A 14,642-nucleotide genomic window follows, 5' to 3' on the forward strand; every position below is an offset into this window, starting at 1 on the left:
CGGCCGAAATCGTCTCGCGCCTCAGCCCATGCGCTCGGAAGCGTAGGAGCCCGGGCTTGCCGGGAAGACGACGGTGCGGTTGCCGTTGAGGAAGGTGCGGAAGTGGATATGCGCATGTATGGCGCGCGCCAGCACCTGGCTCTCGACATCGCGGCCGATCGACACATAGTCGTCGGCGGACTGCGCATGCGTGATGCGCGCCGTGTCCTGCTCGATGATCGGCCCCTCGTCCAAGTCGGCCGTCACGTAATGCGCCGTCGCCCCGATCAGCTTCACCCCGCGCTCGTAGGCCTGCTTGTAGGGGTTCGCCCCCTTGAAGGACGGCAGGAAGGAATGGTGGATGTTGATGATGCGGCCGGACATCTTCCGGCACAGCGCATCCGAGAGAACCTGCATATAGCGGGCGAGCACGACGAGTTCGGTGCCGGTCTGCTCGACCAGTTCCAGCAGCTGGGCCTCGGCCTGCGGCTTGTTGTCCTTCGTCACCTTGATGTGATGGAAGGGAATGTCGTGGTTGACGACGACCTTCTGGTAATCGAAATGGTTGGAGACGACGCCGACGATGTCGATCGGCAGCGCGCCGATCTTCCAGCGATAAAGGAGGTCGTTGAGGCAGTGGCCGAAGCGCGAGACCATCAGCAGCACCTTCATGCGCTTCTTAGCATCGTGAATCTCCGCATCCATCGCAAATTTCTCGGCGATCGGCTTGAAGCCCTCCACCAGCGCCGCCTCGCTGACGCCTTCCTCGGAGATGAAGGAGACGCGCATGAAGAACTTGCCGGTGTCGAGATCGTCGAACTGGCTGGAATCGACGATGTTGCAGCCCTGTTCCGCCAAATAATTCGATATCGCCGCAACAATCCCCCGCGTCGACTTGCACGTCACTGTCAATACATAGCTCGTCATGTCTCTTCTCTCTTATATCGAGGATGCCGCCTGCTTAGATGAAATCGGAGGTCCGGGAAATCCCTCCCCCCGGCCATGTTGCGATGGATATTTAGGCAGGATGCGAGGAAAAAGCCGTTCCCATTGCGCCTTCCGACAGCGCATCCCCGCCTCAGCCGGTGGCGACCAGGGCAAGCTTCGCCGGTTGCTTTGCCTGGGCGCCGTCGTGGAATTTCAGGAAGCCGACCAGAAGCCAGACGAGCCCCGCCGTCTTCATGGAGAAGATGGCGGTAGAGCCGATCATCAGGTTCAGGAACAGGAAGAGGGAGAGCGCATGGCCGAGACGCCGCTGGTTGACGGTCTCGCCGCCCGGATAGAGCGAGGCGTAAAGCCAGAACAGGATCAGGCCGAAGATGGTCGCGCCATATATGATGTAGACGTATCCGCTGTCGAAGAAGATGCCCACCTGATCGAGCTGCAGGCCGATGGTGCTTTGCAGGTCCATGCCGAGAAAAGCCTTCACCGTGCCGTTGATGCGCCCGACGAAATTATCGCCCGTCACCGTCGGCTTGAGGGCGTGAATGACGAAGCCGGCGACGATGATCACGGGCATGGTCAGGAGATCCAGCGCCTTCGGGAGCCAGGGATAGATGAAATAGCCGGCAACGCAGATGAGGCTGAAGATCAGCATCGTGCGCGTGTCGTTCGTCAGCAGGATCAATATGACGGTCGACAGGAACAGCAGCCGGTCGAACAATTTCAGCCGGTTGGAAAAGCTGATCAGATACAGCACCATCACGCCGCAGAAATTGGCGAGCGAAACCTGTTCCAGGAAAATGGATGACGACCGGTGGTCGATCAGGCCGAAGGAAAACCGGCCCTCGAAGCCGAGCGCGCCGCGAAAAAGGCCGAGGTCGCTATAGGTGGCCGGCGGTACGCCGCGCGTGTTCTGGAAATATTCGGCCGGATGGAACAGCGCGACATATTCTTTCACCGACACGATTTCGCAAATCAGCACGGCGAGCACGATAAGACAGGAGATCTTGAAGGTGAGCTTGACGGTGCGTTCGTTGGCCAGCCGCCCCATGATCGAAAAGGCGAAGATGATCATGACGTTGCGGAGATGGTCGATATAGGCCTGCTTGTTGATGGCCATGACGAAGATCGTCAGCACGATCGTCAGCAGCAGATAAAAAAGAGGCGCGATATCCTCCTCATAGATTCCTTTCGTCAGGAGGTAGCTGAAACTTGCGATCTGGAGCAGCACCTCGCACAGCACGACGGCGTTCGGCGTCAGCGGCGTGATATTGTGATTGATGAAAGCGAGGATGCAATTATAGCAGACCGCCAGCAGCGAAATCGTAAGAATGACGAAATTGATCGGCTGCTTTTCGCCTGAACTTTGCATGAGATATCCGGGGTCGTGACGTCTTCGCTGGCTGCGGGCAGCATATCAGCCCGATGATTCGCGACAAAGAGCCGGCTGCTTGCGGCCGGTCATTTCGCGGGCTTGACCAGCGCGCACGATGCCGCCAGCGAGGTCTTTCGGCTCAATCCTTCGGCGAGAACCTTCATCTGCGGCTTGTCGCGGCCATTGTGCGGCTGCACGTTGAGCGGCTCTTCCGGCGGCCACCAGTCGCCGGCCGCCCAGTAGGTCCAGCCGAGCCAGACATCGCTGTTGGCGTTCATGATGCCCAGAACCTGCTTGAGCCCGTCGAGGCAGCCGCTATTGGCGGCGACGCCGAATTCGCCCAGAAACCCGCGCTTTCCATTCTTGCGCAGCCAGTCCGTGACGTCGTTCAGACCCTTGCTGGCGCTGTCGGTGCCATCGCAGACTGGATGGGTGCCGGAACTGTCCGCATCGAGATACTGGTGGAATTCGAAGGCGTAGAAACCGATCGGATCGTTGACGCCGAGCATGACCGTTCCGTTCGCGCCGCCCAGTACGTCGGCGGACCAGCTATGCGCGCCTGTCCAGTTCGTGCCGGGAACGAGAATGAGATTGCGAGCGCCGACGGTTCGAATGCTGCGGATGGCGGTATTGGCAAGGTCCAGCCAATCGGGCGTCCTGATGTCGTGCGGCTCGTTCATCAGCCCGAAGGCAACCCCCTTCCGATTTGAGAACTCGGCCGCAAGCCGCGCCCAGAAGTCCCCGAAAGCCAGATCCGTCGCGGGCGCATGCTTGAGCTGGGTCTTGTCGTAGTAGCCGTAATTGTGGGGATCGAGGACGACGGCCATGCCGTGTTTCTGGATGAGATCGACGGCATCCTTCAGCCGCTTCAGCTCGTCGCCGTCCAGAGGCTGGCCAAGCACCGGTTGCAGGCGCTCCCAGCGGAAGGGCAGGCGCACGACGTTCATGCCCTTTCCGGCAAAATAGCGCACGGTCTGTTCGGAGGGATAAGTATAATTCACGTTGGCGACGCCGCCGAGATCGCCATACTCCGCGCCGGAAAGATTGATGCCGCGATAACAGAGCTGCGGCGCGGCAAGGCCGTTTTTCGCCTGCGTCGCGAAAGCGAGCATGGCCGCTGCGGCCAGCAGCAGGCGTAGCGCTGTCGTGCTCTTTGCTGTCATTGCATGCTCCCGGGTTTCCGTGCGGATGTGCATTTCTCATAGGGATCATGGTGTTGAGCAATGATGAAGGGACGGGTCGCGCCCGCGCCCGCGTCGCGATTTCCTTGGAGCGTCCTTAATGTTCCGTTAGCCAAACGTTTCTAAACTCAAGACATCTGCTGCGTGGAATTCGCCTGCGAAGCATTGAAAGTCTGGCATGAGCTCAATGGAACGAAGCAAGAGATCGGACCAACTTGAGGGTTGGCACGGTATCGAGCCGTCTGACCCACGGCACGATGGCGTGCGCGTGCGCAGTCCGGTCCTGCGCCCGCGCGACTTCGTTGACGCAGCTGAGCCGGCTGTATCCTCCCGATCGCCTGAAATGCCCGACCCTGGTCCGGAGGTTTCCGCGACCGATGCGGTTGCGGGCTCATCCGGGCGCGAGGAGGCGGCAATCCCGCAGCCCGTGACGGAGCCGGTTGTGATCGCCGCTGCCCCGGTTGTGGAGCCGGCGGTTGCCGCGACGAATGCGACCGCACGGCCGGCATCGATACCGGCGGCGAATATGCCGCTGCTCGATCTTCACTCCGCCATTCGTTCGATTTGGTCGAAAAAGCTCGTGGTTCTCGTCCTGGCCGGCATCGGCGCCGCGCTGGGTGGCGCCGTCGTTCCGCTGATACCGCAGAAATTCACGGCCGAAACCAGCCTTTATTTCGACCCTCGTCCTGTCGGCGGCGCCGATTCCTCCCAGCAGCCTCCAACGGCGCCGGAGTTGATCACCACGATGATCGACAGCCAGACCCAGATCCTGTCTTCCGGCAAGGTGCTCGGCCGCGTCGTCGATGCATTGAAGCTCGATCAGGACCCGCAATTCAATGCAGGCGCCACGGGCGAGGCGGCGAAATACATTGCGGCGGCGGCTCTTGCGAAAGCCGTGCAGATCGCCCGCGAATCCAGCACCTACGTCGTGACGGCAAAGGTGACGACCGGCGATGCTCAGAAATCGGCGAGGATTGCCAACCAGCTTGTGACCTCCTTTATGGAAGAGGAGAGCAAGGCGGCCGCGAACAGCTACAAGAGCAGCAACACCGCGCTGGATTCGCGCCTCGAGGATTTACGCCAGCAGGTGCTTGCCGCCGAAAAGGCCGTCGAAGCCTATCGCGCCGACAACGACATGGTCGCTGTCGAAGGCAATTTGATCTCCGACAAGCGGCTGACCGCCCTGAACGACATACTGGTCACCGCCCAGCAGAAGACGATCGAGGCGAAAGCCCGCGCCGAGGCGGCCGGCAAACTCAGTTTCGAGGATGTCGTCTCCAACAGCCCCACATCGGGAGCGACGTCGACCGCGCTGAGCAGCCTGCGGCAGCAATATGCGGCGCTGGCGGCCAATGTCGGCAGCCTTCAAAGCCAGCTTGGCGCCCGCCATCCGCGCTTGCTGGCCGCCAGATCCTCGCTGGAAAGCCTTGCCGGAGAAATCCGGGCGGAATTGCAGCGGCAGATGACGTCGGCGCGCGCCGATTACGAACAGGCGCAGAAGGCCGAGCAGGATATCGCCAAGGAACTGGCGGTGCAGAAGGCCTCGCAGGTCAATACATCGGGCAAGCTTGTCGGCCTGAACGAGCTTCAGCGCAAGGCAACCGCCGCCCGAGATGTCTACGAAGCGCTGTTGAAGCGGTCCGGCCAGGCCAGCGACGCGCAGGATCTGTCGCAGAGCAATATTCGTGTGATCTCGGAAGCCGAGCCGCCGCTCAAGGCGGACGGGCCGAGCCGGAAGGTGATGATGGTGGCCGGCCTGATTGCCGGCGCAATCTTCGGCGCCGGCCTGGGCATGGCCTTTGCGATTCTCCTCGGCCTGTTTCGGCACCCCGTCATCCGCGGTTATTTCGGCAAGTGATCACTTGTTTCCCTTTTCCCGCCCGCAGCTTTTTCAGCATCGATGATGCAATTGTGCGCCGAGTGTTCTAGATGTAAATCGGCGCTGGGAATCATTGAAACATGCTAATGAAAGCGTAATGCAATCATCATATGCCTTTGGTGCATTGTGAGACAATCTATGCGAGAGAAGCGGTATGCTGTCGCGCTGTCCGACGCCGGGGGGAGCTGAGGGATGGTGCCAGCGGATAAACTCGTTCTGCCGTTCCTGGCACTTCCGCGCCCGACCAAGCGCGCGCTTGCATTGCTGGTCGATGCCAGCCTCTGTGTGCTCACCGTCTGGTTCGCCTATTGCCTGCGCCTTGACGATTGGGTCATTCTCGAAGGTGTCGAATGGCTGCCCGCCATCGTCTCCCTTCTGCTCGCCATACCGATCTTCATCGTCCTCGGCCTCTATCGTGCCATTTTCCGATATGCGGGTCTTTCGGCCTTCGTGACCGTCGTCAAGGCGGTGGCGATCTATGCCCTCGCCTTCATGACGATCTTTACCGCGATCAGCGTGCCCGGGGTGCCTCGCACGGTCGGCATTTTGCAGCCGTTGTTGTTGCTGATTGCGATCGGCCTGTCGCGCATGTGGACGCGCTACTGGCTCGGAAATGCGTATCAGCGGCTCCTGAACCGCAATCAGCTCGCCAAGGTGCTGATCTATGGCGCCGGCGCCTCCGGGCGGCAGCTTGCGGGCGCGCTTGCCAACAGCGCCGAGCTGAATGTCGTCGGCTATCTCGACGACGACCGGAATCTGCACGGCAGCATCATGGGCGGCCTGCCGATCTACGATCCCGCGGATTTGCCGGCGCTCGTGGTCTCGGGCGATATCAAGGGCGTGCTGTTGGCCTTGCCGAACGCCACGCGGCAGCGGCGCAATGAAATTCTCGAAAGCATGCGCAAGGCTCGCGTTACCGTGCGAACGATGCCCGATCTGACGGCGCTCGCCCAGGGGCGCGTCGCGGTCTCGGATCTGCGCGAACTGGATATCGAAGACCTGCTCGGCCGCAACGTGATCGCTCCCGACCGCGATCTGATCGAGAAGAATATCCGCGGCAAGGTCGTCATGGTGACGGGCGCCGGCGGCTCGATCGGTAGCGAGCTTTGCCGCCAGATCCTCAAGAACGGGCCGTCCTCGCTGTTGCTGGTCGAACAGAGCGAATTCGCGCTCTATGCCATTCACGGGGAGCTGGAGAAGGTGGCCGCCTCGGCCGGCCACGCCGATGTTCGCATCATTCCCTTCCTTGCCTCCGTGCGCGACGGCCAGCGGATCCGGCAGATCATGGAGGCATGGCGGCCGAAGACCGTCTACCATGCCGCCGCCTACAAGCATGTGCCGCTCGTCGAGTACAATCCCGTCGAAGGCATCCGCAACAATGTGCTGGGAACGTTGATAACGGCCGAAGCCGCCCGCGATTGCGGTGTCGAGAATTTCGTCCTCATCAGCACTGACAAGGCCGTGCGTCCGACCAATATCATGGGCGCAAGCAAACGGCTGGCGGAAATGGTGCTGCAGGCCATGGATGCCGACCGCAAGCCCGGCACCGGCAGCACGAATTTCGCCATGGTCCGCTTCGGCAACGTGCTCGGCTCTTCGGGTTCGGTCGTACCGCTGTTCCGCCAGCAGATCCGCGACGGCGGGCCGATCACGCTGACGCATCCCGATATCACCCGTTATTTCATGACTATCCCCGAGGCATCGCAGCTCGTGATCCAGGCGGGCGCGATGTCCGGCGGCGGCGATGTCTTCCTGCTGGATATGGGGGAGCCCGTGCGTATCGCCGATCTCGCCCGGCGCATGGTGGAATTGTCCGGCCTGACCGTGCGCGACGAAGACGAGCCCGATGGCGATATCGAACTGGAGATCACCGGCCTGAGGCCTGGCGAGAAGCTGTACGAGGAATTGCTGATCGGCGACAATCCGCAAACGACAAGCCATCCGCGCATCATGCAGGCCAAGGAAGATTTCCTGCCCTGGGCGGAGCTGTCGAACCGGCTTGCCGCGCTGGAGGCGGCGCTGAACGAGAACGACATTCCTCAAGCCAGAGCCCTGTTGCAGAAGCTTGTTTCCGGCTATACGCCGAACAGCGAGGTGGTCGACCTTGTCTACCGCGAGCGCGAGCACGATCTGACGGTCGATCAGCCGAGCCTCGACAATGTCGCGCAGCTATAGAGCTTTTCCGCGCCGCCGGCGTCAGCGCTTTATGGCTTTGGCCGCCGTTGCATGCTTGACCTTGATGGCGTAGCGCCAGCGGCGCAGCTGATCGCATGTGCGGAACCAATGTGCCGTCAGCCGCAACAGGAAATGCCGCTTGACGGCCCGGTAGTGTACGCGCTTGCCGATCGTGGTGTCGGCGCGGTGCGGGCTGAAATCGACAAGATTTTCAAAGGTCGTGAACGTCTCCACACCCGTCGACCAGCCGCGCTCCAGGGCGACATCATAGGGAAGGAGCATGGGCTTCAGCGTCGTCAGCAGCTTTCGGGCGGCCTTGCGGTTGACGATGTAGCAGGCGGCTGACCCCTGGGGGCCGTGCATACAGCGGCCGATGACATCGTTTTCACTGGTCTGACAGATCTCCTTGAAGCCGACGAGGCGATGGTTGACCAGCTTCACCAAGCGGGCGCCGTGGACGCTTTCCATTGCCGCGATCGCGCGCGGGATCAGCCTTTCGTTAAGTTCTACGTCGTCTTCCATGATGATCGCCATCCTGTCGCCGCTGGCGACAAACTGCTCCAGCGCGAGCAGATGGCTGCGGTAGCACCCATATTCTCCGGGCAGAAGCTTGCGGCCGTTGTGATAGATGAACGAATGCGGATGAAAATCGACACGGTCCTCTTCCGCGACCACGCGACCATCGACGGCGGGAATGCGTGTAACGTGCAGATCGTATTCCACGGCCTGACTGCACAGGCGCTCCCAGCGATCGCGCGAGCGATCGAGGTTTATGACATAAATGCGAACCTGCTGAGTGATGTCGCCAGCGATCTCAAGGTCAGCGAGACTGGTCCGATTAATCTGTTCGAGAATGACTGTTACTCCTGCAAACAGAAATCGCGCCGACACTGACTAAGATGATGTTTTTCTACTATATACCATGTTCATGAATTGTCGCAAACCGGGATTGCGCGCCCATGTTGCATTCGGCGATAAAAGCATTTTCTTTGGTGTAATGTAGCGTGAACACGTCCCGGACGACGCATACGCCGCCGTTTGCGCGCGATTTTGACGAAGGGGCCATTGGCGTGTACCCCTTGCGCTATTATATCCGCAATAGGCGGCATCTTCCTGCCGCGTTCGCATGAGCAAAGGATTGTCACAATTCATGTGGACCAGATCGAAAATCGCCATGGCTGCCCTGTTCGCTGCGTGCCTTGCGCCTGCCGCGGCATTTGCCGACAATCCGCTTCTTCCCAAGCCATATGTCGCTCCCGTTTATCCTTACAAGGACCTGCCGGGCGTGAAGGCGCCTAAAATGGCGGCCGACGAGAAATTTCAATGCCGCACGACGACCCTTTATGCGGACTATTTCCGCGAAGGCCTTTTCTACCGGAGCTTGCCGCGTCTCGGTTACGTCTGCGAGCAGGACGGCGTCATTTCCAGCAGCACCCGCAAACCCAACTATAAATATTGGCAATACAACGGCCCGGACAGGTGAAGCCGCGGGCGGCCTGCCGAAATAAGCGGCAGCACACCTAAAACTTGCGCGGTTTCAGCTTTAAAGCCGTGCAGGTTAGGGCGTTGTTCTGAAAATAAATTTCATGTTTTTGGTTAAACGCGCGAACGTCGTTGACGAATGCGAAAATTTGTCCCAAGGTTACGAAAATAAATTACGTAATGGGAACGCAAAAGCATGCGAGTTGGAATCATTGGGCTGGGATTCCGTCTGGGATATCTGGGCTATGTCTTCAAGGCGATCGACGAGAGCTTCGAAATTGCCGGATATGTCGATCCTGAGCCTGCGGGCCTGCCCGGCTTGCTCGAACAGGGCATTTCCGCCGGAAAAGCTTACGCAACGCCGCAAGACCTGATTGCCAACGAGAAGATCGATCTTCTGATGATCGGTTCGCCGAACCACATGCATCTCGATCATATCCGTATCGGGCTTGAGGCGGGCCTCAAGATCTTCTGCGAAAAGCCGATCGTCACGACGATCAGGGACAGCATCGAGCTTGCCCGTCTCATGGCGAAGTTCGGCCATGAGCGCCTCAATGTCGGGCTGGTGCTGCGCTACTCGCCGATGTATCGCGATCTCTTGGCCGCCCAGGCCGAGGGAAAGCTCGGCCACGTCGTTTCCATCGAGGCCGCCGAGCATATCGAGCCCTATCACGGCGCCTTCTTCATGCGCGACTGGCGCCGCTACGAACATTATTCCGGCAGTTTCATGCTGGAGAAATGCTGCCACGACCTCGATCTTTACAATGGCGTCGTGGGCGCGCGCCCGGAAAGGGTCGCAAGCTTCGGCGGCCGCAAGAGCTTCATTCCGGAAAACGACCCGGCAAGGGAAGGCATCAACGACCTCGAGCTGTTTCATCGCAAGCCGAGCGGCTGGATGGGATCGGACAAGGTGTTCGACAGCGACGGGGACATCATCGACTATCAGGTGGCGATCGTCGAATATGCCAATGGCGTCGGCATGAACTTCCACACCAATCTGAATGTGCCGGACCAGTTCCGCCGCTTCGCCATCATGGGCTCGCGCGGCATGGCCGAGGGCGATTTCATTCGCGGCTACTTCAACGTTCACGAGATGCTCACGGGCAAGAAGGTGATCGAGAAGACCTATGCGACGCGAACGGCGCTTTCGCAGCACTACGGCGCCGACGAGCAAATGGCCGCCGACATCATCTCTCATGTCAAATCGGGCCAGCATCTGCCGGTCTCGACCCTGAACGCACTCGAAGCGGGCATTCTGGCGCTCTCGATGGACGAGGCGCGCATGAAGCGGGCCGTCGTCGACCTCCGGCCGATCTGGGACGAGTTCGACGAAGCGCTTCATTCAAGAGCTGCCTAGGGAGGGGCGCAGATGGGTGTTCAACGCAGCACAGTCATCTTCGCCTGGGTCCTGCTTTTTCCGGCTATCCTCTACGTCGCCGTCATCGTCGCCTACCCGCTGGTCGACACCATAATCCTGTCCTTCACCGATGCCTCGTTGAAGAAGGTGACGAATTGGGTCGGCCTGGAGAACTACGCCAAGATCTTCAACGACACCTTCGCGGGCGTGATCGTCCGGACCTTCATCTGGACGTTCTTTTCCGTGTCGCTGAAGATGATCATCGGCACGCTGGGGGCGGCGCTGTTGAATTCGGCGGTTCCGGGCCGGTCGCTGTTCCGGGTGCTGACCATGCCGCCCTGGATCGTGCCGATGGCGATCGGCATCTTCATGTGGGGCTGGATGTATAACGGCCAGTTCGGCATGATTTCGGGCCTGCTGCAGCGGTTCGGCATCGTCGACGGCCCGGTGGCCTTCCTTGCCTATGGCAGTTCGGCCTTCTGGGCGACGATCGTCACCGACGTCTGGATCGGCGTGCCGATGGTCACGCTTTACATGCTGGCGGCCATGCAGGCGGTCCCGCACGATCTTTATGAAGCAGCCTGGACGGACGGCGCCGGCCGGTTCTACCGCTTCCGCCGCATCACCTTGCCACTGCTCGTTCCCTCTCTCGTCACCATGTCGATGCTCTCGCTGATCTCGACGTTCAATTCCTTCGACATCATCTGGATCCTGACCCGCGGCGGCCCGAACGGCGAAACGACGACGATGATCATCGACACCTATAGGACGGCGATCGGATCTTACAAGTACGGCGAGGGCGCGGCCCGTGCCGTGCTGATCTGCATCTTCCTATCGCTCTTCTGCCTCGCCTATTTCCGCCTGACCAGCCGCTTTTCCACGGGAGCCAAGCAGCGATGAGCCAGCCTTCGATGATCCATCGCTACAAATGGTACGAGCTCGTCGGCATCTATGCCGGAATCCTGCTGTTCCTGGCCTTCGTGCTGGCGCCTTTCATCGAAGGCTTCCTGGTCTCGCTGAAGCCGCTCAGCCAGCTTTTCTCGTCGCCCTACCGTTTCATTCCCGAAAACGGATCGTTTGCGGCCTACCGGACGATGTGGACCAGCGTGCCGGGATTCGGCTGGTATATCTTCAACTCCTTCCTGATCTCCGGCTCGATCACCATCATCGTGCTGATCCTGGTGGTGCCGGCGGCCTATGCCTTTGCGCGCTTCGAGTTCAAGGGGTCCGGCCCGCTGCTGGGAGCCTTCCTGGCGGTGAAGATGTTCTCCGGCGCCGTGCTGCTCATCCCGCTGTTCCGCCTCATGCGGTCCTTCGGCGTGCTGAACACCTATTTCGCCATGATCGTACCGGGCGTCGCCTTCATCATCCCCACCGGAATCTGGCTGTTGCACACCTATATCCGCCGCATCCCGCGCGAGCTGGATGAAGCCGCCTATGTCGACGGCGCAAGCCAGCTCTACACCCTGCGTCGTGTCATCCTGCCGATCGCCATGCCCGGCATTGTCGTTGTCGCGATTTCCTCGTTCATCGAGGCATATGCACAGCAGTTCATCTATGCGCTCACCTTCAATTCGAAGACGGAATACATGCCGCTGCCGGTCGGGCTCTTTGCCTATTTCGGCCGGCAGGAGGTCGTCTGGAACGAACTCATGGCCGCAAGTTTCGTCGGCATCGCGCCGGCGCTGGTCGTGATCTTCTTCCTGCAACGGTATCTCGTCAGCGGTCTGACCGCCGGCGCGGTGAAGCAATAAAATCAATCAACCACCAGAGAGAACGGGAGCTTAAACGTGACATTCCATTTCAAGACGGGGCTTCTCGCCCTTGCTTTGCTCGGCTCCACCGCGCTTGGCGCCGTGAATGCCCAGGCCGCCGACAAGGAAATCAGCTGGATCTATTGCGGCGACAGCATCGACCCGATCCATGTGAAATATATCAAAGAGTGGGAAGACAAGAATCCGGGTTGGGCGGTCAAGCCAGAACTCGTCGGCTGGGAATTGTGCCAGGATAAGGCAACGACGCTTGCCGCTGCCGGGACGCCAGTCGCCATGGCCTATGTCGGTTCGCGTACGCTCAAGCAGTTCGCTGACAACGACCTGATCGTTCAGATCCCGATGACGGATGACGAAAAGAAGGCCTATTATCCTGGCATCGTCGATACTGTCACTATCGATGGTCAGCAGTGGGGCGTGCCGATCGCCTTCTCCACCAAGGCGCTCTACTGGAACAAGGACATCTTCAAGCAGGCCGGTCTCGATCCGGAGAAGCCGCCGACCACCTGGGCTGAGGAAATCGCCGACGCCAAGCAGATCAAGGAAAAGACCGGCATCCCCGGCTACGGTCTGTCGGCCAAGACCTTCGACAACACCATGCACCAGTTCCTGCACTGGGTTTACACCAACAACGGCAAGGTGATCGACGGCGACAAGATCGTCCTCGACAGCCCCGAAGTGCTGGCCGCTCTTCAGGCCTACAAGGACATCACGCCTTATTCCGTCGAGGGACCGACGGCTTACGAGCAGAACGAAATGCGCGCCATCTTCCTCGATGGCAAGGTCGGCATGATCCAGGCCGGCTCCGGCGCCGCCGCTCGCCTGAAGGAAACGAAGATCGACTGGGGTGTCGCTCCGCTGCCCCTCGGCCCCTCCGCCAAGGGTCAGGGCACGCTGCTCATCACCGACAGCCTTGCCGTCTTCAAGGGCACCGGCGTCGAGGACAAGGCCATCGAATTCGCCAAGTTCATCACGTCTCCCGGCCCGCAGGGCGAATACGAGCTGCAGGGCGGCGCGGGCCTGACGCCTTTGCGTCCGTCTCCGCTGGTCGACGAGTTCGTCAAGAAGGATCCTTCTTGGAAGCCGTTCATCGACGGCATCGCCTATGGTGGTCCCGAGCCGCTCTTCAAGGACTACAAGGGCTTCCAGAACGTCATGATCGCGATGGTCCAGTCGGTCGTCACTGGCCAGGCTCAGCCGGCGGATGCGCTGAAGAAGGCCGCTGCCGACCTCGAGCAGTATAAATAAGCCTGCAAGTCACCGGGCCGCGCGCCATGCGCGCGGCCTTTGGAGCCCTGCCCGCCCATCGGCGGCGCCGCGCGGAGACAGAGTTTGGGAAAGCTGCACCTTAATCAGGTCAAGAAATTCTATGGTCATTTCGAGGTCATCAAGGGCGTCGAGCTCGACGTGACGGATGGTGAGTTCATCGTCTTCGTCGGTCCGTCCGGCTGCGGCAAGTCGACCCTGCTGCGCATGATCGCCGGCCTCGACGAAGTGACCAGCGGCGACATCATGATCGACGGCGTTCGCGTCAACGATCTGCCGCCGGTCAAGCGCGGCATCGCCATGGTCTTCCAGTCCTATGCTCTCTATCCGCATATGTCCGTCTTCGAGAACATCGCCTTCCCCTTGCGGGTGGAGAAGATGGCGGAAGACAAGCTCAAGACCAAGGTGGAGCAGGCCGCCCGCATTCTGCATCTGGACCAGCGCCTGCAGCAGAAACCGGGCCAGCTTTCCGGTGGCCAGCGCCAGCGTGTCGCCATCGGCCGCGCCATCGTGCGCGAGCCGAAGATCTTCCTGTTCGACGAGCCGCTGTCGAACCTGGATGCCGCGCTGCGCGCCGACATGCGCATCGAACTGGCGAAGCTGCACCGCCAGTTGCAGGCGACCATGATCTACGTGACTCACGATCAGGTCGAGGCCATGACCATGGCCGACCGCATCGTCGTCCTGAACGCCGGCGAAATATCGCAGGTCGGTGCGCCGCTGGAGCTGTATCACAAGCCGTCGAATACCTTCGTCGCCCGCTTCATCGGCAATCCCAAGATGAACTTCCTGCCTGTGACCTGCACGAATGTCAGCGATGCGGGCGTGGAGGTCGACTACAAGGGCCAGAAGGCCCTGCTGCCCGTAACGCCGCGCCAGGACACCGTCGGCAAGGCGCTGACGCTCGGCATCCGGCCGGAACATGTGCAGCTCGGCGGCGGCGATCTATCCCTGACCATCGTGCCGACGGTCGTGGAGCGCCTGGGCGCCCAAACCGTCGCTTATGCCACGGCTGACGGGATCGACGAGAATTTCTGCGCGACCTTGGCCGGCAGCGCTGCCATCCGCATGGATACACCGCTCCAGACCGGCATTCGCATCGGCGATTGCCACCTCTTCGACGAGAGCGGCCAGGCCTTCGAGCGGCGGGTGGAACTGACCGAAATCGACATGGAACTGCTGAACCGGACCGCCTCCTGAGACAGGCGGCTGCCGGACCGTCTCCGGCAGCTGG

General features: G+C 60.6%; 12 protein-coding genes. 8 read left to right on the top strand and 4 right to left on the bottom strand.

The annotated features are described in order from the left end of the window. Nucleotides 1–21: 21 nt before the first annotated feature. The 3 genes from purU to ACJJVH_RS17445 all read right to left on the bottom strand — a co-directional run bounded on the left by purU (nt 22) and on the right by ACJJVH_RS17445 (nt 3,459). Nucleotides 22–906 carry a formyltetrahydrofolate deformylase gene (gene purU / locus ACJJVH_RS17435; RefSeq protein WP_112801353.1) on the bottom strand — a complete coding sequence of 295 codons (885 nt, stop codon included), beginning with the start codon at nt 904–906 and terminating at the stop codon, nt 22–24. Between the two features lie 151 nt (nt 907–1,057). Beyond that, nucleotides 1,058–2,293, bottom strand: a complete 1,236-nt coding sequence (locus ACJJVH_RS17440) for a hypothetical protein (RefSeq protein ID WP_412064431.1) — start codon at nt 2,291–2,293, stop codon at nt 1,058–1,060. Between the two features lie 89 nt (nt 2,294–2,382). Then, nucleotides 2,383–3,459, bottom strand: coding sequence for a glycoside hydrolase family 5 protein (locus ACJJVH_RS17445; protein ID WP_113392647.1), 1,077 nt, complete (start codon nt 3,457–3,459; stop codon nt 2,383–2,385). A 196-nt stretch (nt 3,460–3,655) separates the two neighbouring features. On the opposite strand from ACJJVH_RS17445, the gene ACJJVH_RS17450 reads away from it, so the two are divergent. After that, entirely contained in the window at nt 3,656–5,335 is a 1,680-nt protein-coding gene (locus ACJJVH_RS17450; protein WP_412064432.1) for a GumC family protein, read from the top strand. A gap of 213 nt (nt 5,336–5,548) precedes the next feature. Further along, entirely contained in the window at nt 5,549–7,531 is a 1,983-nt protein-coding gene (locus ACJJVH_RS17455; protein WP_113356110.1) for a nucleoside-diphosphate sugar epimerase/dehydratase, read from the top strand. A 21-nt stretch (nt 7,532–7,552) separates the two neighbouring features. Here the strand turns inward: ACJJVH_RS17455 and ACJJVH_RS17460 are convergent, their stop codons facing one another. After that, nucleotides 7,553–8,422, bottom strand: a complete 870-nt coding sequence (locus ACJJVH_RS17460) for a glycosyltransferase family 25 protein (RefSeq protein ID WP_412064433.1) — start codon at nt 8,420–8,422, stop codon at nt 7,553–7,555. A gap of 259 nt (nt 8,423–8,681) precedes the next feature. Here ACJJVH_RS17460 and ACJJVH_RS17465 point away from each other — a divergent pair, with 259 nt between their 5' ends. The 6 genes from ACJJVH_RS17465 to ACJJVH_RS17490 all read left to right on the top strand — a co-directional run bounded on the left by ACJJVH_RS17465 (nt 8,682) and on the right by ACJJVH_RS17490 (nt 14,608). Further along, the gene (locus ACJJVH_RS17465) at nt 8,682–9,014 is read left to right on the top strand and encodes a hypothetical protein (RefSeq protein WP_113356111.1); all 333 of its coding nucleotides are present in this window, start codon (nt 8,682–8,684) and stop codon (nt 9,012–9,014) included. Between the two features lie 195 nt (nt 9,015–9,209). Further along, on the top strand, nt 9,210–10,370 hold the full coding sequence (locus ACJJVH_RS17470; RefSeq protein WP_112801344.1) for a Gfo/Idh/MocA family protein: 1,161 nt from the start codon (nt 9,210–9,212) through the stop codon (nt 10,368–10,370). 12 nt (nt 10,371–10,382) lie between these two features. After that, complete coding sequence (locus ACJJVH_RS17475; RefSeq protein WP_112801342.1) at nt 10,383–11,270, top strand: carbohydrate ABC transporter permease; 888 nt, start codon at nt 10,383–10,385, stop codon at nt 11,268–11,270. Next, nucleotides 11,267–12,124, top strand: coding sequence for a carbohydrate ABC transporter permease (locus ACJJVH_RS17480; RefSeq protein ID WP_112801340.1), 858 nt, complete (start codon nt 11,267–11,269; stop codon nt 12,122–12,124). The genes ACJJVH_RS17475 and ACJJVH_RS17480 overlap by 4 nt, the downstream gene beginning before the upstream one ends. 36 nt (nt 12,125–12,160) lie before the next feature. Continuing rightward, complete coding sequence (locus ACJJVH_RS17485; protein WP_112801338.1) at nt 12,161–13,390, top strand: extracellular solute-binding protein; 1,230 nt, start codon at nt 12,161–12,163, stop codon at nt 13,388–13,390. A gap of 84 nt (nt 13,391–13,474) precedes the next feature. Further along, the gene (locus ACJJVH_RS17490) at nt 13,475–14,608 is read left to right on the top strand and encodes a sn-glycerol-3-phosphate ABC transporter ATP-binding protein UgpC (RefSeq protein ID WP_113371882.1); all 1,134 of its coding nucleotides are present in this window, start codon (nt 13,475–13,477) and stop codon (nt 14,606–14,608) included. Nucleotides 14,609–14,642 lie beyond the last annotated feature (34 nt).

It is taken from the genome of Rhizobium sp. SYY.PMSO (assembly GCF_046840415.1).
In the GTDB taxonomy this organism is placed as follows: Bacteria; Pseudomonadota; Alphaproteobacteria; order Rhizobiales; family Rhizobiaceae; genus Rhizobium.